The following is a 24,875-nucleotide window of genomic DNA, read 5'->3' on the forward strand; positions in this document are numbered from 1 at the left end:
AGTGTACATATACATAAGCGAGGTATTCTTCATGAATGAAAATAGAAAACATTTTTTAACTGATAGTAAGGTACAGTCCGCAATAGATCAGACAACCATGTTTTCCATCATAGATATGAATGGGATTTTAATTTATGCGAATGATTCTTTTTGCAAGCGACTAAATTACACAGAAGAAGACTTATTTGATAAACCTTTTAATAGATTACTAAAGTCCCCTACCCACTTACATATAGTAAAAGAACACAATAAAGAAGCTATTTGGAAAGAAGAAATTCAAATCCAAACGAAGGACGATACCACTTGTTGGTTTGATGCAGCAATGGTACCTTACTATGACCAATTTGGAAATCTCGAAAAAATGGTGACGACTTACTACGACATCACTGCACGAAAACATCATGAGCAATATATCGAAGGGATTGCATATACGGATTATTTAACGAAATTACCGAATCAGAATCAACTCTATCATTGGGTAGATGATCAAAAAATTAATATAAACGATGTAAAGGCCATATTATATATTTCTTTAGACCGATTCAAGCAAATTAATGAAACGTTCGGTAAACGAATTGCAGATAAAGTAATTACGATGGTAGCAGAACGATTGCAAAATTTCCAAACGAAAGAAAACTTTCTTTTTCGTAAAGATGGAGATGAGTTTGTTGTAATCGTAAAAGAAAAATTAGACCAAGAAGAATGCATGGCGAAAGCAGAACGTATCGTTAATAAATTACGCATCCCATATAAAATACAAGATAGACAAATTTCATTAACTGTTAGCATTGGGATTAGTTTTCCCTACAAAACAAATTATACGGACGGACATTCTAAATATGATGGAATAGATACTTGCATCAAACAAGCGAGAAAAGCAATGGATATCGCAAAAAAGAATGGCGGAAATCGGTATTGTATACATACTCATCAGCAGAAAAAACCTCTAGAACGTGGTTATTTGGTAGGTTTAGAATTAAAGGAAGCTTTAGCTCGCGAAGAATTTAGCATCATGTATCAACCAATTATTAATTTAAAAAGTCATAAAGTAGTTGGTGCAGAAGCGTTATTACGATGGAATAATCGAGAACTTGGTTTTATTTCGCCAGGTGAGTTCATACCAAAATTAGAGGAATCCGGAATGATTATCCCAGTCGGAAAATGGGTACTTGAAAATGTTTGTAGAAGAATGAAATCATGGCAAGAAAAAGGGTTACTTATGCAACGTATTTCCGTGAATGTATCTCCAATACAATTTAAAGATAAGTACTTTGTGCAAGATGTGAAAGAAATTCTAAATAAAACAATGCTAGATGCCTCATATCTCGAGATTGAAATAACAGAAGGTACCATTCTTAATTTAGAAAGTTCTATGATGACAATTTTAGAATTAAAAAGCTTAGGAATGCATGTATCTATCGATGATTTCGGAACAGGCTATTCATCATTGAGTTACCTGAAACAGCTTCCTATTGATACATTAAAAATTGATAAGTCGTTTATCGATGACCTTGATCGCGATGGAGAAATTATCACAAATACAATCATTAATATGGGGAAAAACTTGCATTTTCGAATTATTGCTGAGGGAATAGAAAGTGAAAAACAACTCGAATACTTGAAAAGTCAACAATGTCATGAAGGACAAGGATATTTCTTTAGTAAACCTGTTCAACCAAATGAAATAATGACCATGCTGCTTCAACAATCATCATAAAGTGAAACTAACATTCAGTAGGGATTTTATTCTTCCCTCACTGCATGTTAGTACCCAAGGGTAAGATTTAAAGACCCTTGAACAGAATATGGGTCGTCTTGAAGTGAAGGCTTGCTATTCGTTACATGTGGGTTTAAATACATACAATGGTTATTCAATCTTCAATTAAAAAGACGCTTAGTATCATCACTGTTAAGCGTCTTTTTTCACTATTTATTATTATTGGAAGAAGATTGATTTAACTGCTTTTCGTTTTTTTTATCTTTCTGTTCTTCTTCATCCATCATACTATTCGCAGAAGATTTAAACTCACGTAGCGTTTGTCCAGCAGCTTTTCCAATTTCAGGTAACTTTTTAGGTCCAAAAATAATTAAAGCGATAACAATGATTAGTATTAGACCTGGTATACCTATATTTGCGATACCCATAGGATATCACCTCCATCCTGTCCATATTATAAACCTTTTTTGAATATTTTTAAACCACTTACATGCAATACAATTAAATAGTCGGGCATAGAATTTTATAACTACCAAAAAGGAGTGGATCAACATGGAAACAACCATTACTTCCTTGTTAGAAGAATTGAGCAAATACTTAGAAGCATCACAAATCACGCAAAACGAAACGCTGTTAGAGCAACATAGTAAAGACGAATCTTACCACATACCTCATAAGCCATTAGCTGTCGTATTCCCTCAGAATACATTAGATATCCAACACATAACGACATGTTGCTCACAATACGGAGTACCAATCTATCCTTTTGGTGTCGGATCTAGTTTGGAAGGACATGTAATTCCAAATGATCCAGGAATTTCGGTAGATTTCTCGTTAATGAACAACATCATAGAGATCAATCCTGAAGATTTAATTGTACGTGTACAACCTGGTGTTACCCGTACGCAGCTAGAGAAGGAACTGAAAAAATATGGTTTATTCTTTCCTGTTGATCCAGGAGCTGATGCGACACTTGGAGGAATGGCAGCTACAAATGCCAGTGGTACTCTAACCGTAAAATATGGGACAATGCGAGATAATGTAAGAACAATGGAAGTGGTCCTTGCTAACGGTACTACCATTCAAACAGGTACAAAAGCGGCAAAATCTTCTTCTGGATATCATTTAAATGGATTATTTATTGGTTCGGAAGGAACATTAGGATGCATCACCGAACTTACGTTAAAAGTTTTTGGCATTCCAGAACATATCGCTGCTGGGAGAGCTACCTTCCCTACCGTTCATCAAGCTATTGAAGCAGTAGTTTCCGTACTTCAAGCAGGAATACCTATAGCCCGAATAGAGATAGTCGATGAAGATTCTATTTTACAAGTCAATCAATATAGCGAGTTAGATCTTTCGAAAGAACCAACCTTATTTATTGAATTTCATGGGAATAAGTCTGGTCTTGCAGAAGATAAGACATTCACAAAACAAATATTTGAAGATTTTGATTGTACAAATATCACCTTTGAGTCTGACACTGCAGCTAGAAACCAACTTTGGGAAGCTAGACATAATCTAGCATATGCATATGTGCATGGTTATAAAGGTAGAAAAATGATGATCACTGATGTTTGCCTACCAATTTCTTATCTAGCTGATGCGATATCACATGCTAGACAATTGTTAGACATCTACGGACTCCCAGGCGGCATTACAGGGCATGTCGGTGATGGGAATTTCCATATTGTCCTAATGTTTGATCAACATGACGAGCAAGAAGCCCAATACGCTCAAGAACTAAATGAAAAAGTTGTGGCTTATGCTTTAGAACGAGGCGGAACCTGTACCGGTGAGCATGGAGTTGGGACTGGTAAGAAAAAGTATCAGCAACAAGAACATGGAGAGGCTTTGACTGTAATGAGACAATTAAAACAAGCTCTCGATCCAAACAAAATTATGAATCCGAATAAAATATTTTAAAACAAGATATTGAATCAAAATTAAGAACAAGCAAAAATGTGAGCCGCTTTACTAAAGGCATGCCTCAGCTTAACTTGAAAATATTTTCCAAAGTTAAGCGTTGGACTTATGCCCTTTTCGGAGTCGCTCACATTTTTTATCTGCTGTAAAAATTAAGCAGAGTTCTAATTCAAAAAACAAAAAATATCTTAACTTAGGATATCTAGAAAACTAATACCTCTATGTTATTGTTCGATGTTGCTTATCCAATTCTGCCATTCATTATTTCTTTGAAATATATCCTACTAATTCTCTGATCATCATTGGAAATTGTTCAAACGCATTAACAATGTGTAATCTTTCCGTCCGCTTATGTGCATCATACCCAAAGGGACCAACATTAATTACCGGTGCCTTAAGCTGACTCATCTCATCAAACGGGAGATGATACGTATCTCCCCAGACTGGTGTATTATGTTCATACGCTTCCCATCCAGATAAATCCTCTGAATAGTTCACATAACTTAAATCACAGATACCATTTAAGTAATGAATCTGTTTAATATCTAACTGGAAATCCTCTTTTGCTTTTTTAGTTAAAAAAGTCGTACATTCTTTTACTAACCCGTTATCCGAAGAATTCACTGCAGGATAATACGGTGGTGCAAATAAGATAATCATAGCTGGAGCCAATTCTTGACAACGAATCATTAATTGATCGGTAATTCGAAGCGATTTTTCTCTATCGTCCCATTCGTCATTATAATAAATGTCGGCTTTAATCTCTTGAATGACAGATTCACCTAGTTTATCATTGGCATATTCTAATAAATCCTTAAAGCGAATTACTTTCACCTTCCCTATCGGTGGTACTACTTGTTGCCTGCAAACTTCATTATAGGCTTCTGTACACTTGTTTGCAGCTTCGGTTGCTACTTCCTCAAATAAATCAAAAGCTTCTGAAGTACTTCGTTCCATCAGAAATAAATTATAAAGTGCAGAAGAGCGGTATGGGGTCTGCGTGGAATAACGCAAACGCAAATCGGTTTGTTGTAACGTGACCGGAAGCGGTGTAGACTCTCCTCGTACCGTTTCTTTAAATTTTGGATTCCATTCCATTTCTTGCGTCAGATATGAAGCCATATAAGGCGATGTCATACCACTTAACGGCTCCCCGGCATGTGTCTCCTTACCATAAAATAAAGCAGCTGCTAGTACTTTTCCAATAGTACCAGTATAAATATAATGCGAATTATCCGTTGGCTCTTGTCGAAACGTCGGCTCACTATTTAAAAATAATGTATATGTAAAACCAAATTTTTTCTGTAACTCAACCAACACTGGTACTGCATAACGCATCCCAGATGAATTCACTTCTTCATCTGGAACCGTTAATAGCACAAGGTTAATTGGCCACTCTTCTATACTCGCCTGCTCGATTAAACTCATATGCATAACTAGCCCCATCTTCATATCCATGGTTCCGCGACCAAATAAAAATGCTTCCGATTCCAAATCTTGATGAATCTCAAATGGTAACTCTTCCTTATTTTCCATATATAATTTAGTAAGTTCTTCCGGTTGTGTAGCAAGCGGTTCCATAGTTCCGTACTCTTCTGTATTAACAGTGTCAAAATGACTAATCAGGCAAATCGTTTGTGTGGCATCTGGATGCTTATAAACAGCGGTTAGTAATTTTCTACGTTCATCTGCGTCATGCAAAGATAAGCGATCTGGATTCTGGTGGAAATAATCTAAATCTTGTAACTTCGCATAAAGTTTCATTGGAAATTGACGTTCCCCTTCAGACAACGTAATACTTTTCCAACCTACTAATTCATTTAGTAAAGTCCTTAATTGACTAGGGCTATTCCATTGTAATGTCGTCATGTAAAATCCCCCATTTCCCCTTGTTTCTATAATAATAATTATAGCAGGTAAAAGACTGATTTACATATTTTTTCAGAAGATAACAACAATAGAATTTTTAAGGTTAGTTGTACAGAATCGGAAATTTACTCAGCACTTTACTCCCAACTAATCCTGTTTATCATATATGTGAAAAGTCATCTAGCACATTATGTTGTACATAAATTCGTTATTCTTCCATTATTTTACCTTCTAAAAAAGCAGAGATTTTTATAAAAATCTCTGCTTTTTAATGATTAAGCTATAAAAATTTTACACACACTACTTCAGGTACTTCGATTTCGCTATTTGCTGGAGATAATTTCCCCGTTGCAGTATCACGTTGAAATAAAACAATATTTCCACTATGTTGATTAGATGCAATAAGAAATTGTTCTGTTGGATCCAACACGAAGTCTCGTGGCCATTCTCCTCCCGATGGCGTAATTTCTACTAGAGTTAACTCTCCTGAACGATCATCAACAGAAAATACCGCTATACTATTATGTCCTCTATTTCCTGTATATAAAAATCTACCATCTGAAGAAATATGAATCGCACTCGCATCATTCGTATCGTTAAAAGATTCAGGAATTGCTTTAATTGTTTGTTTTTCATTAAATTGTCCGGTTTCTTTATCATAATCAAGAATAATTACTTCTGAACTTAATTCCGTTAATAAATATGCTACGGACTTGTTTGGATGAAAGGCAATATGGCGTGGCCCGCTTCCTGGTGTTACATGTAATGTACTAACATGAGATAAAGAGTCACCCTTTATACGATAAGTGACAAGTTCATCTGTACCTAGATCTGCTACCACCACATATCTTCCATCTGGTGTAAATCCTGTATAGTGGACATGTGGCTTTTCTTGTCTTTTATGAGGGCCATTACCTTCATGCTTTAAAAAGTTTCCTTGTTCTACTTGAACATTATTTAAAAGATGTACTCCTATATCCCCTTTATGATAATTACCAGTAACCAATATTTCACCATGTGCGTCAAGATGACATGGTGGAGCGCCTTCTACAAGTTGACCATTAATTAATGATAAATCCCTTTTTTCTGGATGAATTTGAAATGATTTCACTCCACCCATACTTTCCTCTTGGGCAACAGAATAAAGGTATTTTTTATCATCGGAAATAGTTAGATAAGTTGGATTATCAACTCTTGCTGCTACTTCAACTTGTTCCAGTTGTTTTGTATCTATATTTAGGGAAAATCGATAAATCCCTTCGCTTGTTTCTCTTGTGTATGTACCTGCAAATCCAAGAAACGTTTTTTCAACTGCCATTTCGAATACCTCCTATAACATCATAAAAAACATAAAAAATTATTTCCGTTAGAATTTGTATATTCATCGTAACCTTTTTTCTTAGAATATTCTAGTAATTGTTCTTCCCTCCTTAAAAAAAACAAAAAAAATCAAAAACTGTGGATTTTTTTCGTTCTTCCCCCACAATAGCATGTCAGTACTATAAGCGCATGCTAAAGGCACTTGAACAGAATCAAACATTTACCTGCAGTCAACCTCCAGTTATCCACTTTCACTAAGCCCCATATCAATGCCCATCTGGAATTAAAAAAGCACTCTTAACATTAGATGTACTAATCTTAAGAGTGCTTTTTTATATTACTTCTAGCCAAATTTAGTTTTAACTATTTTTATGCTCTTTTAATCGTTTAACTGTTTCATCGAATTCTTTCTCCACTTTTGGATTAGGTTTATACGTTAATAAGCTTACTACGACAATCACAATCGTACTTAGTATAAAACCAGGGACAAGTTCATAAAGATAGTCGGTTAATGGAGAATAACCCCATACGAATACCGTAATTGCACCTACGATCATTCCCCATAATGCACCAGAGCCAGTTGTCTTTCTCCAGAATAATGATAATAATATGACTGGACCAAATGCAGCACCAAATCCTGCCCATGCAAATGAAACAAGACCTAATATCGTATCATTTTTTTGCCAAGCAAATAACATTGCAATAATTGAAATTAAAAGAACAGCTGCTCTACTCAACATCACATACGTCTTATCCGACGCATCTGATTTAAACACTGCTTTATATATATCCTCTACTAATGCAGAAGAAGTTACAAGTAACTGAGAAGAAACAGTACTCATTATAGCTGCAATTACTGCGGCTAATAATATTCCAGCAATAAATGGATGGAATAGAATCTGACCTAGAACTAGAAATACAGCTTCTGGATCTGCTAAATTAAATTCCGGATTAGCATGGAAAAATGCCACACCAACTAATGCAGTTAGTACAGCACCAATCAGAGAAATCACCATCCAGCTAATTCCAATACGACGTGCGGATGTGGTCTCTTTTACTGATTTAATAGCCATGAAACGAACGATAATATGTGGTTGTCCAAAGTAACCAAGCCCCCATGCAAGCGAAGAAATAATTCCTGTTGTAGTCGCTGCTGCGAAAAAGCTTAAGAAATCTGGATTAACATCTTGAATTAAATTTACTGTCTCTCCAACTCCGCCTAAATGGAAAATTGCCATTGTGGGCACAAGAATTAGAGCCAAGAACATCATCGTCCCTTGCACAACATCAGTAATACTTACAGCTAAGAATCCCCCTAGCAAGGTATATAAAATTGTAATAGCGGCTACGATAATAAGACCTAAATGATAATTAAATTCAAATGAGCTCTCAAAAAAAACTCCTCCGGCCACCATTCCTGATGATACATAAAATGTGAAATAAATAAGAATAACTGCACCTGAAACAATTCTTAATATCTTGGAATTATTTTTAAATCGATTATCTAAATAACTTGGAATTGTAATCGAGTTATTAGATACTTCCGTATACGTACGTAATCTTGGTGCTACAATTAACCAATTCAACCATGCTCCAATTGCTAAACCTATCGCAATCCAACCTTCTGCTAAACCAGATAAATAGATTGCACCTGGAAGCCCCATTAATAACCATTGCGACATATCAGATGCACCCGCACTTAATGCAGATGTAACAGGGCCTAAGCTTCTACCTCCAAGCATATAATCGTCTAAGTTCGACGTTTTCCGATATGAATACAGTCCTATAGCTATCATCGCTAAAAAGTATAATCCGATAGCAATAAATTGATACGTAAATTCAGACATCCTATCTCCCTTTCGTCTTTTGATAATATATATAACAAGCTTTCACACTTGGAATTTGTGGTACTTACGGTACTAATCATCCAATGTTGATTTGTTATTACATGTTGTCTTAAAGATGGAAAAAGGCTGAGACAGGAAGGAATATAAGAAGGGAAGGGAAATACCAGAGACTTTAGGGCAATCCCTTCGGTAACAATACAATTGTCCTTAAATTTATTTTTTCCTTTTTTTATTTACAAACATCAATAACGATAGAGCTGCCACACCAGCTATAACTGGTTCTTTTTTTAGCTTATTCTCTTTCGTATAAAAAACATCTTTTAAAACCAAGTTAATATTCTGCGGTCGCTCAGCAAGCCTCCGCATGAAATAACCAAACCAATCGCTTCCAAAAGGAATATACGTACAAAAATTGTATCCTGACTGTGCCAGTTCCTCATGCATTTCAGTTCGAAAACCATAAAGCATTTGAAACTCAAAAAGATCTCTAGAAATATTATGCTCATCAACAAAAGATTTTATTTCTTCAATGATATTATGATCATGAGTAGCAATGGAAGTAAATGTATTACCTAACAGCCTTTTTTTAGCAAGTTCCATAAAATTACGATCAATATCTTCTTTTAATGAATAAGCAATGGACGCATCTTCTTTGTAGGCACCTTTGACAAGACGTATTCGTACATCCTCTAAAGCGGCTAAATCGTCCTCTGCACTATACAAATATGATTGTATTACCGTACCGACGTTGTCATACTCTTTTTGGAGCTCATTTAGAGTCTCCAATGTCTCACCATAATGGATATGTTTCTCCATGTCAATATTAATAAATATCTCGAAACGGTTTGCAACTTTTAAAATCGCACGCATATTATTTAAACAAAAATCTTCATCAATGTCCAAACCCAGCTGGGTTAATTTAACAGAAACATGGCAATCTAATCGTTGCTCATGAATCTTATAAAGCATGTCGATGATATCATCTCTTGCTTCCATTGCTTCTGATTTTTCTGTCACAAACTCACCGAGGTTATCTAGTGTACAAGATATTCCTTTACTATTCAAATCTCTAATTATTCCGATAATACTGTCAAAATTAGTTCCTGCGACAAATTTCTCTGCACCTAAACGAAATCCATATTTTTTAGCGTTTGTATTCAGCAATTTATTATTTGATAAACCGATAAAGAAATCTCGTGTTAGATTTGCCATCCTTCTATCCCCTTACGTAAGAAACTAACAGCTAATTTTACGAGACTGGGACATAATGTATCCATTCATGCCCCAACCTCTCCCTTAATTAAAATCGTTCAGTTACAACTTTTGCATTTAAGAAATGCTGAAGGTAATCTGGGCCACCAGCTTTTGAGTCTGTTCCCGACATTTTAAATCCACCAAATGGTTGATATCCTACAATTGCTGCAGTACAACCACGGTTAAAGTATAAATTCCCTACAAGAAATTCTGTTTGCGCTCGATTAAGATTTTCGCGGTTATTTGAAATAACTGCACCAGTCAAACCATATTCTGTGTTATTTGCAATATCCAGTAATTCATCAAAATCCTTCGCTTTCGTAAAAGCAACCACAGGACCAAAAATCTCTTCTTGCATAATACGTGCTTGCGGATCTAAATCTTTGAAGATGGTTGGATGTACAAAGAATCCTTTACTGTCATCCGTTTCTCCTCCAAAAACAAGCTCCCCTTCTTGTTTTCCGACTTCAATATAATCCTTTATTTTATCAAATTGTTTTTGATTAACGACCGAAGCCATGTACACATTATCTTCTGTTGGATTACCGACTGTAAGTGTTTTTGCTAATTCTACTGATTTTTCTATTACCTCATCATAAACAGACTCGTGGATGACTGCACGAGAACATGCAGAACATTTCTGACCGGAAAATCCAAATGCAGAATGAACAATTGATTCTGCAGCTAAGTCTAAATCGGCGGACTCGTCAACGATAATCGTGTCTTTTCCTCCCATTTCAGCTACAACACGTTTTAAATGAGTTTGGCCATCTTGAATTTTTGTTGCACGTTCAAAGATACGGACTCCTGTTGCACGAGATCCAGTAAAATTAATAAAATGCGTGTCTTTATGATCGACTAAATAATCTCCAATTTCTGCAGGGTCTCCAGGTACAAAGTTTAGAACACCTTTTGGCAATCCTGCTTCTTCAAGTACTTCTACTAATTTATAGGCGATTACAGGTGTATTTTCAGATGGCTTCAACAGTACAGGATTTCCTGCAACAATTGGAGCTACAGTTGTTCCACAAACAATTGCAAATGCAAAGTTCCATGGTGGAATTACTACACCTGGTCCCATTGGCTGATAGAAATATTTATTATCTTCATTCGGTCGATCGGCTAACGGTTTTCCTTTTTCAAGTTCAACCATATGACGAGCATAATACTCTAAAAAGTCAATTCCCTCTGCAGTATCTCCGTCCGCTTGATCCCAAGGCTTACCCGCATCATACGATAACCATGCAGAGAATTCATGTTTACGTCTTCTTACAATCGCTGCTGCACGATATAGGACACGTGCACGGTCTTCAGCGGACCACGTTTTCCACTCTTTAAAGGCTTCCTTCGATGAAGAAAAAGCCTCTTCAATATGTTCTTGTGTTGCTTTAGATACTTTACCTACTACTTCATTTTTATTTGAAGGGTTTATAGATACTAGTTTGTCATCGGTATAAATCTTTTCACCGTTAATAACAAGTGGGTAATCTTTTCCTAATTCTTCTTTAACTTTTGCTAATGCATCTTGATAATCTTTACGGTTTTCCTCCACTGTAAAGTCTGTAAATGGTTCATGTTTAAAAGGTAATACCATAAATAAAATCCTCCTTGAAAAATAATACATTAGAGAGTAATTATACTCTCTACTATTTTACTAGCAAAAATGATGCCAACTTTCAGAATTGTATTCGTTTACATTGGTTAACGATTGATACATCTGTGTTTTTAGCATCATTAGAATATATAACCATTTAAATGAATGGAAAGATTAGAAATTTATTGTATAATAAATTTACAGTTATTGTTTAGAAAATTTACAATCGTCTTTACAGTGAAGGAAGGAGGATTTTTCTAAAATGAATGATTTTTTCTTTGAGAAATTGTTAGAAGCAGAAGATGATGCAATTACTATAGTAGATACAAATAGAACGGTATTATATTGGAACAACGCTGCAGTAGACACCTACAATATTAAGAAAACCACAATTATTGGTCAACCGATTACAAACTTCTTTGCTTATGATGACTTGATGGTAATGAAAGTTTTAGACACTAAACAATCGGTACAAAATCAATACCACCGTCCAAGAAAAGATAAGCATGTTGTTGTAAACACCCTTCCCGTATTTGATAATAATCAGGATTTAATTGGAGCCATTTCTGTGGAAAGAGATATTACTCAAATTGTAAAATTAAATGATAATCTCGAGTCTACATCTGCGGAATTAAATGAATTACGGCAAAAAGTTTACCCAGCTAATTCTGAATCGCCATTTGCGAAGCTAAAAGGAAAAAGTAATGCACTTCAACAAATCATTCAATTGGCACGTAAGGCCGCCCATACTAACGCGACTACATTAATTCTAGGAGAAAGCGGAACAGGGAAAGAAGTCTGTGCAAAAGCTATACACGAAGCTAGCGAGCGAAGAAATCAACCATTTATTCCCGTAAATTGTGGCGCCATCCCAGATGCTTTATTTGAAAGTGAACTATTTGGATATGAAGGTGGTTCATTTACAGGCGCAGAAAAGAAAGGTAAAGCAGGTAAAATTGAAATGGCTGATGGTGGGACACTTTTTTTGGATGAAGTTGGAGAATTACCATTAGAGATGCAAGTAAAACTTTTACGTGTTTTACAAGAAAATCGAATTTATCGAATTGGAGATTCACAAGGTAAACAAGTTAATGTTCGATTTATTGCAGCAACCAACCAAAAATTAGAGCAACTAATGGATGAAAAACGATTTCGTTCAGATCTTTTTTACCGATTAAATGTAATTCAATTAACAATGCCTCCTCTTCGTGAAAGAATAGAAGATATTGAAATTTTAGCAAAGAGCTTCTCCGATCAATTCGCGAATAAATACCAAGTATTGGTACCTGAAATTTCAGTGGAAGCTTTTGAATGCTTACTTCAATACCATTGGCCTGGTAACATTCGTGAACTTCGTAATTTAATGGAGAGAATAATCATTCTTCACGAGAACTCTCTTGTCCACAAGGAGGACATGCAGCGCTATCTGCCACAAGCAACTAATTTCAATTCTACCGAGACACGATCCAATCTACCAAAGGAAAAAGAGGCGATGGAAAAACAATTGATAGAGACAACATTACAACAACTAGAAGGAAATAAATCAAAAGCAGCTGAAAAACTAGGGATATCACGAGTAACTCTTTACCATAAAATTAAAAAATATAATATAACTGTATAATTATTCGCATACACGATCTACTAACTTTTGGTGTTCGACATTATTTTTTGATTATATGTAAGCATTTTCATCTAGGCAATTACTACCCTTTAATTATCCTAAAAATTGAAAAATAGATTTTGAATCCCAAATAACTACGAAATTCGACAATATTTACGATATTTTTCTTCCTATAAAACATAATAACTTTGAATGTGATTATTTTTTCACCCATATTAATTAGGTCATATGAAGGTATTTCAAAAGTACGAGTTATATTATACATTTTTATTGCATGAATATAATATCTAGTTTTGTCGAAAAGGTTTATTTTTATTTAATAATTTGAGATAATCCTATTCGTGTGATACAAGATAATTAAAGTAGAGGTGCAAATAGAATAATGTATACAAAAGTGAAAAAAAATGATAGAGAAAGTATACTTCTCTCGATTGTAAAAAAAAGGAATGAAATGTTACGAATTGCTGAAGAAGATGGATTATCCTCTGAAAACACGATTATATGTAGTCAAGAATTAGATAATTTGTTAAATCAACTCAATAAGTATGCGAATCTTCCTACATAAGAAGGAGCTGTAACTATCCGACAGCTCCTTTTTGTGTGTTCATTTTCTGCTATCGGGAAAATAATCTCCAAATAGAATTTACTATTAATAGGTAAATGCCCAAACCAGAACACCTATATAAACATAAATGATAGTAATATGTTTTTTTGGGAGTGGAATAAATGAAATTAACAAAATTTGTAGATAAGCTTCCCATTATCTCCACTTTAGAACCAACGAAAAAAAGCAATCATTTAACATATTATGAAGTGGTTATGAAAGAAAGTTGGCATAAGCTTCATCGTGATTTACCACCAACAAGACTTTGGGGATACAATGGGCAATTCCCAGGTCCAACCATAGATGTTTCCGAAGGGGAATTAACACATGTTAAATGGTTGAACGAGTTACCACCGAAACTTATATTACCCTTAGATACTTCAATACACCATCTAGATCAAATGCCGCAAACCAGAACGGTTACTCACGTACATGGAAGTGTAACAAAACCAGATAGTGACGGTTATCCTGAGGCATGGTTTACACGTGGATTTCAAGAGACTGGTCCTGATTTTTCTCGGGAAGTATATGAGTATCCAAACAACCAACGTGCAGCTACACTTTGGTATCATGATCATGCAATGGGAATCACTCGATTGAATGTATATGCAGGCCTTGTAGGAATGTATATTATTCGGGGTGAAGAGGAAAAAGCGTTACAACTTCCGTCCGGAGAATATGAAATACCCTTGGTTATCTGTGATCGCACCCTTAATCCAGATGGATCATTATACTACCCTTCTGGACCTGATGAGCCAATCCCAGGAGCACCAACCCCTTCTATTGTACCTGCATATTTAGGAGAAGCTATCCTAGTTAATGGGAAAGCTTGGCCATATATCGATGTTGAACCGAGAAAATATCGATTCAGACTATTGAATGCATCTAATACTCGAACGTATCGCTTATCTGTGAATGAGGATGTACCTTTATATCAAATAGGTTCAGATGGTGGGTTACTCCGTAAAAGTATCCCTACTCGACAAATCGTAATGGAACCAGCAGAACGTATAGATATCGTCATTGACTTTAGCGAATTTGAAGGAAAAAGTATGATTATAAACAATGACTTAGGTGTGGATGCAGATCCAGAAGATCAAACCAATAATATTATGCAATTTAAAGTCACAAAGCCTTTAAAGAAAAAAGATACGAGTAGAATTCCTAAACATTTAACGCATATTCCTTCATTAAAACAAAATTCAATAAAAACTATTCGAAATCTAAAACTGGTTGGTTCAGAAGATGCATTCGGGAGACCACTGTTATTACTCAATAATCAGTTATGGCATGACCCTATAACGGAAAAACCACAGCTCGGTGATACTGAAATTTGGTCCCTTATAAATGTTACTAACTTCACCCATCCCATTCATCTCCATCTAGTCCAATTTCAAGTTCTTGATCGTCAACCATTTGATTTAGAAAAATATAATGAAGATGGATCGATAATTTATACTGATGCTCCGATTTCACCTGCTGAAAATGAAAAAAGCTGGAAAGATACTTTAGCAGCACCCTCAGCTCAAGTGACAAGAGTTATTGCGAAGTTTGAACCTTTTACAGGGGATTATGTCTGGCATTGCCATATATTAGAACACGAAGATTATGATATGATGCGACCATTTACAATTGTGGAAAAAGAAGATCCTGAAACTTCATAATGTAAGACTTCCATCAGTGGGGATTTTATTTATCCCTTACTCATGGTTATAGTAACTTACTAAGATGTTAATGTCCGTTATCCTTCGCTTCGACTACTTGCGTACTAACCTAGTCTTGATACAGGATTTTTACAGACGTTCACTCACCACCCTCGCCATGATAAATATTATTGGTCTACATCAATAATTTCAAGTTTTTAAAAGTAGTTGTATCAAAACCATTTAATCAAAGAATAAAGTGGAATTTCATTCCGTGGGGGAGTTTCTTTTTTCCCCTACAGAATGTGTTAATACCACAAGAGCATGAACTAAAGCCCTTGAACAGAATCAGACTATTATAGGCAGTTTATCCCCCCACCTATCCTCAAGGTTAGGTTCATCGTTTTGAAGTTAGCTATTACTGCCTGTTACATGCGGGACAAATCCACATGAGACAAACTTCGACATCATTCTTCTTATAAAATACTTTATATTATTACGAATCGCTTTTATTAGTTCGATTATCCGATTGTTTGAACAACGCTCGAATCCCTTTACCTGCATACTTTTCATCATCGTATCTAGGAAGAATATGCAAATGTGCGTGGAAAATATGTTGTCCTGCAGTTTTCCCCGAATTCCATCCTATATTATAACCATGTGGTTGATGATAAACATCGATCCACTTTTTTGCTTCCTTTAATAACTCAAAGGTAGAGTTCCATTCTTCTTCAGAGAAATCAAATACTGTTTTACGATGCGCTTTTGGAACAATTACTCCTGCTCCTTCTAACGGTATCCCTTTTTGAGATGCATCTCTTAATTGCAAAAACATCGCGTAATCATTGGATAAAATAACCGACTGAAATCGATCATTTTCCACATGACAAAACACACAATCATTTTCCATCTACTTCCCTCTCACGTCCATTTATATTTGATCAATAAAACAAGTTAATACCATTGCTCCGCGATCATTTACTGGCAGAAACAAATGGGGTTTTGAACCAGCAAAATAGGCACTATCCCCTTTTTCTAAATATTGCTTTTCTCCATTATATAGTAGTTCTATTTCACCTTCTAATATGTAAATAAATTCATCTTGTGAATGTGTGTATGTCTTCTCTTGACGTAAATTTCGATGCTTTGGGGTAACATGGACAATGGTAGGTTCAATTCCACTATACTTCGATCGATTGGCAAGTAATTCGTATGAGTATCCCATACTCTCATCACCGACTTTTGAAGTACGATTATACTTTCGTTGAATAAATAAGTCTTGTTCTTCTTTATCATCAAGTACCCAAGCTAACGGTACCTCTAATGCATCCGAAATCTTTGATAAAGTAGCAATAGCTGATGCTGTTTGACCATTTTCTATTTTCGATAGAAGGCTTTTGGAAATCCCACATTCATCCGCAATCTGTTGCTGTGTTTTTTTATTTCTCAAACGAACTTGCTTCATCTTATCTCCAATACTTTGCAGGTCGATGGGAACCATTCCTTCCATAATATAATTAAAATCAATCTAATCATAATCTAGCATTGTTCACGAGTCAATCCATATTCATAGATAATTACTACAATTGAATCAATTTCATAATTAAGGTATTTGGTTTAAGATTCGAATGTTGTGCTGTTTGATTTCCATTGTAGACGGCGCTTTTTTGCAGGCACAGCTTCAACTAAAAGGAAACCACTTCTCCTAGTGGATTTTCAAAGGATAATCATTGGATTTGTAATTACTTTTGTCATTATTTTACTCTTGATGCCCAAAAATCTAACCATGAATAAAACACCCCAAACTATAATACGAATGCAAATCCATTACGTACTTTTGTCTGGGGTGATTCTTCTCAGAAAAACTTTATGCGTTTTTTAAATAAGCCAATGAACGACTCGGCAGTGTCTTATCTAATTTATTTTGAATAAATACACCAGCTTCTTGTAATTTCCTTTCGTCAATACCGGTATTGATACCAAGCCCCTCTAATAAATATAAGACATCGTTCGTAGCTACATTTCCCGCAGCTCCAGGAGCATATGGACAGCCACCAAGTCCGCCTATGGTGCTATCAAAACGATAAATACCATAATGCATGGCAGTCATAATATTAGCGATTGCCATTCCCCTTGTATCATGAAAATGTAATATAAGTTTCTCTTTTGGGTAGTGTTGTAACAAAAGTTCCAATAATTGCTCCACTTGCGTTGGAACTGCTGTGCCAATGGTATCTCCTAATGATAAATCATCTACTCCACTCTCAATTAATTTTTCACATACGCTCAGCACTTTTTCAGGGGCAATTTTACCCTCGTAAGGACAATCAAATACAGTTGAAATATAACCTGTTACATGCTTTCCAGCTTGTTTTGCTTCTATAATCACTTTATCTAATACTGGATACGTATCTTGAACTGATTTATTGATATTCTTTTGATTATGTGTCTCACTAGCAGACATAAATACGGATGCTCCATCAATTCCTGCTTCAAGCGCAAATTCTAATCCTTTAAGATTTGGAACTAAAGCAGAATACGTCACATCTGGATTTCTAATGATTCGCTTTCCTACTTCCCTTGCATCCGATAAAGCTGGAATCATTTTTGGATTAACAAACGATGAATACTCGATTTCCTTTATCCCTGAAGTCGATAACATATTAATCCAGTTTACTTTATCTTCTGTTGTTATCCACGTCTTTTCATTTTGAAGCCCGTCTCTTGGACCTACTTCTTTTAATTGAACATAAGATGGTAATGAACGCATTGGTTCTCCCCCACTTCATATTTGAATCCGCTTACAACACAATATACGTAAATATCATTATTGTTCTTGAAAACACATTTTTTTCAATCGTGTTTCCTTTCATTCAACTTTGTTGAATACAGTATATAATAAATATTCTTACAATGTCAATCCGCATAAAGTGAAACTACATTCAATGAGGGCTTCGCTCACTGATTTTCTTCAGCCTTGCCTCAACGCCTCTAGGTGCAAGACATATGCGAGATAAATACTAACTAAAAAACCTTAAGGCTGGATTCGACCCGAGCACCTTAAGGTTTCTCATTATATTATATGAATATATTATTCTTTCGTTTCTTCCTTCTTCTCCATAATAAGAATAAGACGATTATTAATACCACTCCAGCTACACCTATTCCAATATAGAGGTATAAAGAGCCTGCAATACTTTCTTGGTCTTCTTTTTCAATTTGATTGTTTTTCATCATCGTTGGTTGTTTTTTCTCGACTTTGTCCAATTGAAATTCTTTCAGTAATTCTCCGTTATCCTCAATAACAAGTTTTCCATCCTCTTTAATTTCTTCCTCTACCTTTGAACCTTCTTCATGAACATAGGTTAAATCCTCACTATTTTTAAATTCCTTGCCCTTCGTCATAAAAGAAGTACCTTCATCAATCGTAAATGGCTCGTAATTTTCAAAGCCATAATCCAATAACTCAGCCGTATCCTCATAGGATTGTTCGGCAAATGGAGTCTTTAAAGTTACTGCAATTAAGTGCATACCCTCTTGTTCGGCAGTTGTCACAAGCGTAAAACCAGATTGAGAGACAAATCCATTCTTCCCACCGGTTACCCCATCATAAGGTATTTCACCTTTCACCATACGATGATGATTCAATATCGTCGTTTCCCACGTTTTACTATTCCAATCTACGGACTTCATTCCAAATAACTTTACAAATTGATCATTCTGCAAAGCATACTTCGTTATTTTTGCAAGGTCCTCTGCCGTTGTATAATGATTATCATTATATAAACCATGTGGATTATCAAAATTCGTATTTTCTATTCCTGCTTTCTCCTCGAAAAACTCCGTCATTTCTTCGGAGAACTTACTAACACTGCCGCTCATATGTTCTGCAATGGCTACGCCGGCATCATTACCTGAATTAATTAACAAGCCCTTTACAAGCTTACCGAGAGAAACTTCTTCTCCCTCTGTCAAAAATACAGTAGTACCATCTGCTTCTGTAGCATTTTCACTTATTTCCACTTCTTCAGACAAATTTCCATTCTCTATCACATAAATTGCAGTTGCGATTTTCGTTACGCTCGCTGGATACATTTGCTGATTTGCATTTTTCTCTGCAAGAACTTGTCCAGATTCTGCTTCCATTAATATAGCTGATTCACTATGTAATGAAAGGCCTTCATCTGCTAACGTAGTACTTGCCCAAATAAAAAAATTAAGTGATGCTATAATAATCATGATGTAAATTTTCTTCAGCATATCCAACGACTCCTCCAATTCATTCCATAAATAAGAATAATAGACATGAATATTCATGTAAATATATGAATAAAAATTGTAAACAACCTATAATATTATAGGAATAATTTGGTATAATTATTTCATCTGATTAATCATAGTTATCTTAGTTGTTATTTTATTTTGAATTTGCTAGTATAAAGTTACTTTCCTCAGCAGGCTTTATAAGAACAAGGATAGATAGCTATCGTTGTTTTTTTGTGTAAATAGACTTTCACGAGTAAGGAGCATGGCCATGATAAAACTGTATATTAATGGTGTAATACATACATTCCAGTCAAAACAGCCAATTGTTGAAGCAGTGGCAATAGAAAATAACTATTTTATCGAGATTGGAACTACAAAAGAAATATTATCAAACTGGAAAACAAAAAGCTCAGAAATCATTGATTTACAAGGATTGACGGTAACTCCTGGATTAACAGATAGCCACTTACATCTATCTATGGTAGCAAGCAAATTTGTAGATTTAGATTTAACTGGAGTAACTTCCAAACAAGATATGCTCGAGTATATTCGTCGACGTTCTCATACATTAAAGTCTGGAGAATGGCTTCTTGGAAGTGGTTGGGATGAGAATCTATTTACTGACGGTGGAATCCCTACCTTAGATGAACTAGATCAGGTCGCTCCGCTTAACCCATTGTATATTACTAGAATTTGCGAACACGCAGCAGTCGTTAATTCCAAAGCGTTAGAGTCGATCAATTATTACAAAGACATTTCTGTTCCTGAAGGCGGCAAGATCGTTGTTGACTCTACTTCCGGTAAGCCAACAGGATTAATATTAGAATCAGCTTCTACTTTATTCCAAGAACACATCCCAGAAAAATCGTACGATACTTGGAAAGATGCATTACGAAAAACGATAGAATCTACCATACAACATGGCATAACAAGTGTTCACTCTAACGATCCTTTATACTTAGGTGGACTTAAGCAAACCTATCAATTATTCGATGAACTATTAAATAAAGAACAACTTGGGCTACGAGTGAATCTATTAATTAATCATGAATTTCTAGAAGACTTAGACGCGATGAATATGTACACAGGGTATGGTAATGATACGTTACAAATCGGGGCAATTAAAATCTTCGCAGATGGTGCATTTGGACGAAGAACTGCTCTTTTACAAGAACCCTATCACGACAGCCCTAGCCAATATGGCGAGGCAATGTTCTCACAAGAAACACTCTATGACATCGTTAAGAGAGTACGAGATCGCGGAATGCCGGTTGCCGTACATACCATTGGCGATCAAGCATTAATAAATGTTTTAGATATTTTAGATCAATTTCCTCCTTCTGATTATCGTGACCGACTGATACACGTGCAAGTGATAAATGATAGTTTGGTAAAACGGTTAGCAAGTAATCATCGAATCGCAGATATTCAACCGCGATTTCTAGCAAGTGATTATCCATGGGTAAAAGATCGATTAGGTGAAGCACGTATGCCTTTAGCGTATGCCTGGAAGACTTTATTAGACAACGGAGTAATTTGTGGTGGTGGATCCGATGCTCCCGTGGAACCAATGAACCCATTACTTGGCATACATGCTGCTGTAACACGAAGAGCTCCCGGTGAAGATCATAATGGTTGGTATAAAGAACAGAAACTATCCATGTACGAAGCCTTTCGCTTATTTACAGAACAAGCAGCTTACACGACAAATGAAGAACATAAAAAAGGAACGATTGAACCTGGAAAGCTAGCGGATATGACCGTATATTCCAATAATCCTTTTCAAATGAGTCATCCGGATGAATTATTCCAAACTTCAATTGAAATGACGATTATTGGAGGAGAAATCAAATATAGCCGATAAAAGGAGTTGTAATTTCGAATGAAACAAAAACGTATTCACCCATTAATTATTATTGCCCTTTTTCTATCTTCTATAGCAAACGGTTTAAATGCTTATCAATATTTTGGGAGACAAGATACGAGTTCTGGTTGGGTGTTTACTACACTATGTGTTGTTACATTTATATGCGGAATCACCAGCTTATTCATCAATAAAACAACGAACAAAAAGGAAGTCAATTAAATGACTTCCTTTTATTCACGTAATGGGATATTCTTTTATAAATTTACAAAGCATTAATGGTTGCCAAGTGTAACCCAAAATCCAATAACAGCAACGAGGAAAACTGCACCTAAACTCCACATAACAATTTTTCTTCCAACGTCACTTTTATGAAATAAATAGACCAACAGAAAATAAATAATAACTGCTACACTTATAAATGACATGCCTTCTATCATGTATTTACTTGAGAAATAATCTCTGTCTAAGAAGAACATTAATCCCCAATAGAGAAATAAAATAATGCCATAGGTATAAAATCCTTTTTGCAATTCCACCTTTTTATGTTCACTCATATTTGAACCTCCATCCATACATCTACTATTTATCGTTTTCTTACATACCACTTAATATGAACTTTATAACCAAGTCACTGAATCTGTTACAAAGAGATATCATTTATTATACTACGATGTTTTAACGATCATCAATTCTAACAGATATACCACTCTTAAGTGTGAATTCCACAAGACCACACTCATACTTTCTATTAGTTATTACATGAATAATTTGCAAATAATACTACAAACTAATATCAATTATGTACTATACTTAGAATGAAAGGAGTGTTTAGAATGAGAAAATATAAATTATCATTTTTAATCGTTGTTATGACAATTGGTTTAATAGCATGTGGTACGAATAATAATAATGACACAGATACAAACTCAGACGTATCGACAGAAAATACCAATAATCAACAAGAAGGCTCAACATCTCTCCAATCAGTAGAGGATGTACAACTAACTCCTGAAGAAGCTATGCAGATTTTCATGGATACGTATACAGGAGCTACAATCTCTTCCATTGAATTAGATGAACATAACTTTGAATATACCTATGAGATAGAGGGATTTGATGATGCAAAAGAATATAAGGCTGAAATTGATTTAGAGAAGAACATAATCGACCAAGAAGAAGAAAATAGAGAAAAAGATGATAATTATCAAGAACTCGTTTTTGATGATTATGTAAGTCACGAAGATGCATTATCTACAGCTTCCCAAGCCCAAGAAGTACAAGAACTAGTCCCTACTAGCTGGAAATTAGAAATAGATGATGGAGTAGCTACTTATGAAATAGAATTTGAAAATGATAATCAGCAAGACGTAACTATAGTCATTGATGCTAAAACAGGAGAACAACTAGCAGTAGACGTAGATGATTAATTAGCGTGAACTTCATTAAGTGGAAGTATTACTGCCCGTTCATGCGGGATACTAAGTAACTGGTTTTATTTTAACTCCCCTTTAGTATAGACAAGAATAATTTATTCTGGTTCTATACTAAAGGGGAGTATTATTGTTCATAGCATCTCTATATTCTTTATAAACTAGTTGATATCCTTGTTCTAAAAAGATAGTATAGTTTGTACCGTTTTTTATACTCAACGTATAAATTGGAACTAACTTCACAACGATTTACTCCTTTATCTATTTACTTAATTAACAAAAATTCCGTAATTCGAAAACACTATAATTGAATTTCATCATTAATAAACTTATGTAATATTTTGTACCGTTTAATTGGAGAAGTTAGGAATATTATATGAAGTGGCACTAATCCTAAACCAGTTATTACTAAAAATTCAATTTTATCTAATATAAAAAATAACGGCATCCCAAAAACTGTAAACCCTAATGCTATTCCCCCTCCTAAGTAAATTTCCATCTTCCATTGTTTCAGTCCTTGAATTGCATAATCTTTCAATTTATTTTTATCAATCAATAGATATCTTTGTGTAGCTTTATCATAAAATGAATAAAATATATTCTTTGCGAGTAAATAGCTCAAGATAAAAATTACTATTAAAAGTAAGCTATTAAAAAAGAAATTAGCATAGGGTAGATAAATTTTATTCAATGTTCCTGAACCGTACAGTAATAAAATAAAAACAACTAAATAGATGATATAAGAATTCTTTCTATGTGGAAATCTATAAAACATCGTAAAATAGTGTATATATATTATCTTCACGATATATTGGTATTTCAAGTTTCTTCACGTATTCACCCTTCCTATATATAAATTTATATTAAGTATCATAATCAGCACATGCTCACTATATGGCTCTCATCTTTTAGAAGGCATAAAGTTAAGAAACATTCCAAATCTATCCATCTTTAGATAATAGTATAATTCTTTCCACAGAAAGGCTATTTAGTAATATTCCAACTATAATAAATAACATAAATGTAAAAACTAACCAAACTATCCAACTGTATATGATGAACAAAACAGCTAATATCAACGATATAATTAATAGAATACTAATAAATATAATTTCAATTTTTATTAACTTTTTTCCTTGTTCGAGGAGCTCTTTGATTTCCAAATGATTTAGAAATATTTCTACTAGACTTCCAGTATACTTTTTATGTAATAGCTTACCTATCCCTATACCTAGTCCCCCAATAAAAATAACAACAGCTAACTTTATTAGTATAGGAAATTGCGTTAGATAAATTCCTGAAATGACTCTTAAAAGACCTAATGTCAATGCAAACATGATCCAGTAAGTAGTTTGATTATAATCTTTATGAAATGCTCTATATACTTTTTTTGTACTACTATCTAAAAAGATAGTATAACCCGTATCCCCTTTTTTTCTTTCAGCGTAAATTGGTATAGGTTTATGCCGCATTTGTTTACACCTCAATATTATCCATATATTGTTTCGTAAATATTGAAAGTACGTTTCATTTAACTCCTTCCACTATCGTCTAAACAAAAGAAGCATAGTTTTAAATACTTCTTGATGAGATAATTTATTTTCTTATTTCAACGGTCCTGACACAGTTCCTTTTTCAAATGTACTTCCATTTTATTCCATCCGACTACAATAAATCTCTTGAAAACTTTCTTCTTCATCTTTATACCCTTCAGATACTACTTTATCTATATTTTCCTCTTTAAAGTACAGTACATTATTCTGATCTAATACATCCCGAATAGTCATACATTATCCCTTTTTGTTCTTTGCCCTCTGCTGGAAGAATTGGTGCACGGTTTAAAATCATTAACTTACTCGTACCTTCTTTCAAATATACTATTGATCCAATTGGTGACATAAATTCCATAGAATTCTT

At 34.7% G+C, this 24,875-nt stretch carries 22 protein-coding genes and 1 pseudogene; 8 read left to right on the top strand and 15 right to left on the bottom strand.

What is annotated here, in order from left to right; translation table 11 throughout:
* Positions 1-31 precede the first annotated feature (31 nt).
* Positions 32-1,717, top strand: coding sequence for an EAL domain-containing protein (locus tag ABC346_RS15815; RefSeq protein ID WP_413235762.1), 1,686 nt, complete (start codon positions 32-34; stop codon positions 1,715-1,717).
* Positions 1,718-1,926: 209 nt separating this feature from the next.
* Here the strand turns inward: ABC346_RS15815 and ABC346_RS15820 are convergent, their stop codons facing one another.
* Positions 1,927-2,145, bottom strand: coding sequence for a twin-arginine translocase TatA/TatE family subunit (locus tag ABC346_RS15820; protein WP_011065764.1), 219 nt, complete (start codon positions 2,143-2,145; stop codon positions 1,927-1,929).
* Positions 2,146-2,269: 124 nt separating this feature from the next.
* Between ABC346_RS15820 and ABC346_RS15825 the strand changes: the two genes are divergently transcribed.
* A complete protein-coding gene (locus ABC346_RS15825) occupies positions 2,270-3,643 on the top strand; it encodes an FAD-binding oxidoreductase (protein ID WP_413235763.1) in 1,374 nt (457 codons plus the stop codon).
* Between the two features lie 261 nt (positions 3,644-3,904).
* Here the strand turns inward: ABC346_RS15825 and ABC346_RS15830 are convergent, their stop codons facing one another.
* From ABC346_RS15830 to pruA, 5 genes are all read right to left on the bottom strand, one after another.
* Positions 3,905-5,512 carry a M20/M25/M40 family metallo-hydrolase gene (locus ABC346_RS15830; RefSeq protein ID WP_413235764.1) on the bottom strand — a complete coding sequence of 536 codons (1,608 nt, stop codon included), beginning with the start codon at positions 5,510-5,512 and terminating at the stop codon, positions 3,905-3,907.
* A 280-nt stretch (positions 5,513-5,792) separates the two neighbouring features.
* Complete coding sequence (locus ABC346_RS15835; RefSeq protein ID WP_413235765.1) at positions 5,793-6,830, bottom strand: lactonase family protein; 1,038 nt, start codon at positions 6,828-6,830, stop codon at positions 5,793-5,795.
* A gap of 361 nt (positions 6,831-7,191) precedes the next feature.
* Positions 7,192-8,679 (bottom strand): sodium/proline symporter PutP, encoded by a 1,488-nt coding sequence (gene putP, locus ABC346_RS15840; protein WP_413235766.1) that lies wholly within the window; start codon positions 8,677-8,679, stop codon positions 7,192-7,194.
* Positions 8,680-8,892: 213 nt separating this feature from the next.
* Complete coding sequence (locus tag ABC346_RS15845; RefSeq protein WP_413235767.1) at positions 8,893-9,891, bottom strand: proline dehydrogenase family protein; 999 nt, start codon at positions 9,889-9,891, stop codon at positions 8,893-8,895.
* An 88-nt stretch (positions 9,892-9,979) separates the two neighbouring features.
* A complete protein-coding gene (gene pruA / locus ABC346_RS15850) occupies positions 9,980-11,527 on the bottom strand; it encodes an L-glutamate gamma-semialdehyde dehydrogenase (RefSeq protein ID WP_413235768.1) in 1,548 nt (515 codons plus the stop codon).
* A 262-nt stretch (positions 11,528-11,789) separates the two neighbouring features.
* Here pruA and ABC346_RS15855 point away from each other — a divergent pair, with 262 nt between their 5' ends.
* From ABC346_RS15855 to ABC346_RS15865, 3 genes are all read left to right on the top strand, one after another.
* Positions 11,790-13,148, top strand: coding sequence for a sigma-54 interaction domain-containing protein (locus ABC346_RS15855; RefSeq protein ID WP_413235769.1), 1,359 nt, complete (start codon positions 11,790-11,792; stop codon positions 13,146-13,148).
* 382 nt (positions 13,149-13,530) lie between these two features.
* Positions 13,531-13,713, top strand: coding sequence for a Spo0E family sporulation regulatory protein-aspartic acid phosphatase (locus ABC346_RS15860; RefSeq protein ID WP_413235770.1), 183 nt, complete (start codon positions 13,531-13,533; stop codon positions 13,711-13,713).
* Positions 13,714-13,874: 161 nt separating this feature from the next.
* Positions 13,875-15,416, top strand: a complete 1,542-nt coding sequence (locus ABC346_RS15865; protein ID WP_413235771.1) for a multicopper oxidase family protein — start codon at positions 13,875-13,877, stop codon at positions 15,414-15,416.
* Between the two features lie 475 nt (positions 15,417-15,891).
* Here ABC346_RS15865 and ABC346_RS15870 read toward each other — a convergent pair whose 3' ends face one another.
* The 4 genes from ABC346_RS15870 to ABC346_RS15885 form a co-directional block, all read right to left on the bottom strand.
* Positions 15,892-16,305 (bottom strand): HIT domain-containing protein, encoded by a 414-nt coding sequence (locus ABC346_RS15870; protein WP_413235772.1) that lies wholly within the window; start codon positions 16,303-16,305, stop codon positions 15,892-15,894.
* Between the two features lie 21 nt (positions 16,306-16,326).
* Positions 16,327-16,860 (bottom strand): helix-turn-helix domain-containing protein, encoded by a 534-nt coding sequence (locus ABC346_RS15875; protein ID WP_413235773.1) that lies wholly within the window; start codon positions 16,858-16,860, stop codon positions 16,327-16,329.
* A 402-nt stretch (positions 16,861-17,262) separates the two neighbouring features.
* Positions 17,263-18,165 (bottom strand): hydroxymethylglutaryl-CoA lyase, encoded by a 903-nt coding sequence (locus ABC346_RS15880; RefSeq protein WP_413235774.1) that lies wholly within the window; start codon positions 18,163-18,165, stop codon positions 17,263-17,265.
* Between the two features lie 308 nt (positions 18,166-18,473).
* On the bottom strand, positions 18,474-19,655 hold the full coding sequence (locus tag ABC346_RS15885; protein WP_413235775.1) for a D-alanyl-D-alanine carboxypeptidase family protein: 1,182 nt from the start codon (positions 19,653-19,655) through the stop codon (positions 18,474-18,476).
* 274 nt (positions 19,656-19,929) lie between these two features.
* Here ABC346_RS15885 and ABC346_RS15890 point away from each other — a divergent pair, with 274 nt between their 5' ends.
* Both ABC346_RS15890 and ABC346_RS15895 read left to right on the top strand, forming a co-directional pair.
* A complete protein-coding gene (locus tag ABC346_RS15890) occupies positions 19,930-21,525 on the top strand; it encodes an amidohydrolase (protein ID WP_413235776.1) in 1,596 nt (531 codons plus the stop codon).
* An 18-nt stretch (positions 21,526-21,543) separates the two neighbouring features.
* On the top strand, positions 21,544-21,747 hold the full coding sequence (locus ABC346_RS15895; RefSeq protein ID WP_413235777.1) for a hypothetical protein: 204 nt from the start codon (positions 21,544-21,546) through the stop codon (positions 21,745-21,747).
* 53 nt (positions 21,748-21,800) lie between these two features.
* Here ABC346_RS15895 and ABC346_RS15900 read toward each other — a convergent pair whose 3' ends face one another.
* The gene (locus ABC346_RS15900) at positions 21,801-22,082 is read right to left on the bottom strand and encodes a hypothetical protein (protein WP_413235778.1); all 282 of its coding nucleotides are present in this window, start codon (positions 22,080-22,082) and stop codon (positions 21,801-21,803) included.
* A 279-nt stretch (positions 22,083-22,361) separates the two neighbouring features.
* On the opposite strand from ABC346_RS15900, the gene ABC346_RS15905 reads away from it, so the two are divergent.
* The gene (locus ABC346_RS15905) at positions 22,362-22,955 is read left to right on the top strand and encodes a PepSY domain-containing protein (RefSeq protein WP_413235779.1); all 594 of its coding nucleotides are present in this window, start codon (positions 22,362-22,364) and stop codon (positions 22,953-22,955) included.
* 117 nt (positions 22,956-23,072) lie between these two features.
* On the opposite strand, the gene ABC346_RS15910 is transcribed toward ABC346_RS15905, so the two are convergent.
* The 4 genes and pseudogenes from ABC346_RS15910 to ABC346_RS15925 all read right to left on the bottom strand — a co-directional run bounded on the left by ABC346_RS15910 (position 23,073) and on the right by ABC346_RS15925 (position 24,857).
* On the bottom strand, positions 23,073-23,201 hold the full coding sequence (locus tag ABC346_RS15910; protein ID WP_413235780.1) for a hypothetical protein: 129 nt from the start codon (positions 23,199-23,201) through the stop codon (positions 23,073-23,075).
* 58 nt (positions 23,202-23,259) lie between these two features.
* Positions 23,260-23,580 carry a hypothetical protein gene (locus tag ABC346_RS15915; protein ID WP_413235781.1) on the bottom strand — a complete coding sequence of 107 codons (321 nt, stop codon included), beginning with the start codon at positions 23,578-23,580 and terminating at the stop codon, positions 23,260-23,262.
* 319 nt (positions 23,581-23,899) lie between these two features.
* The gene (locus ABC346_RS15920) at positions 23,900-24,430 is read right to left on the bottom strand and encodes a hypothetical protein (RefSeq protein ID WP_413235782.1); all 531 of its coding nucleotides are present in this window, start codon (positions 24,428-24,430) and stop codon (positions 23,900-23,902) included.
* Between the two features lie 180 nt (positions 24,431-24,610).
* Positions 24,611-24,857 (bottom strand): annotated as a pseudogene (locus ABC346_RS15925) (DUF4176 domain-containing protein).
* Between the last annotated feature and the right edge of the window lie 18 nt (positions 24,858-24,875).

This window comes from Oceanobacillus phoenicis (assembly GCF_047238145.1).
Lineage (GTDB): Bacteria > Bacillota > Bacilli > Bacillales > Amphibacillaceae > Oceanobacillus.